At 53.8% G+C, this 249-nt stretch carries 1 protein-coding gene; it reads left to right on the forward strand.

The features are described 5' to 3' along the window. Positions 1-46: 46 nt before the first annotated feature. The coding region (locus SB772_RS44080) for a hypothetical protein (RefSeq protein WP_410839034.1) at positions 47-249 on the forward strand (203 nt) is incomplete at its 3' end.

Below are 249 nucleotides of genomic sequence, written 5' to 3' on the forward strand. Positions count from 1 at the left end.
CCGCAAAAGTTCTCCCCCTCCAAGCAAGTTTCCTGCGGGCTCTGATTTGGCACGCACGAAAAGCGCAGCGCGGGTTACCGGCTGCGCGAATAATCTTGTCGTCGGATTCGCCAGCAAGGATCAAACTGCAGATCCTGCCCTGAAGCCGACACTGTCCCTTGAATCAGGCAACCGTCTATTGATCTTTGGCCTTTGGCAAAAGTTCCATTATTTAAAACCGGACGGCACCGACATTGTGAGACCGTGGGT

The organism is Paraburkholderia sp. SIMBA_030, assembly GCF_046535245.1.
Classification (GTDB): domain Bacteria; phylum Pseudomonadota; class Gammaproteobacteria; order Burkholderiales; family Burkholderiaceae; genus Paraburkholderia.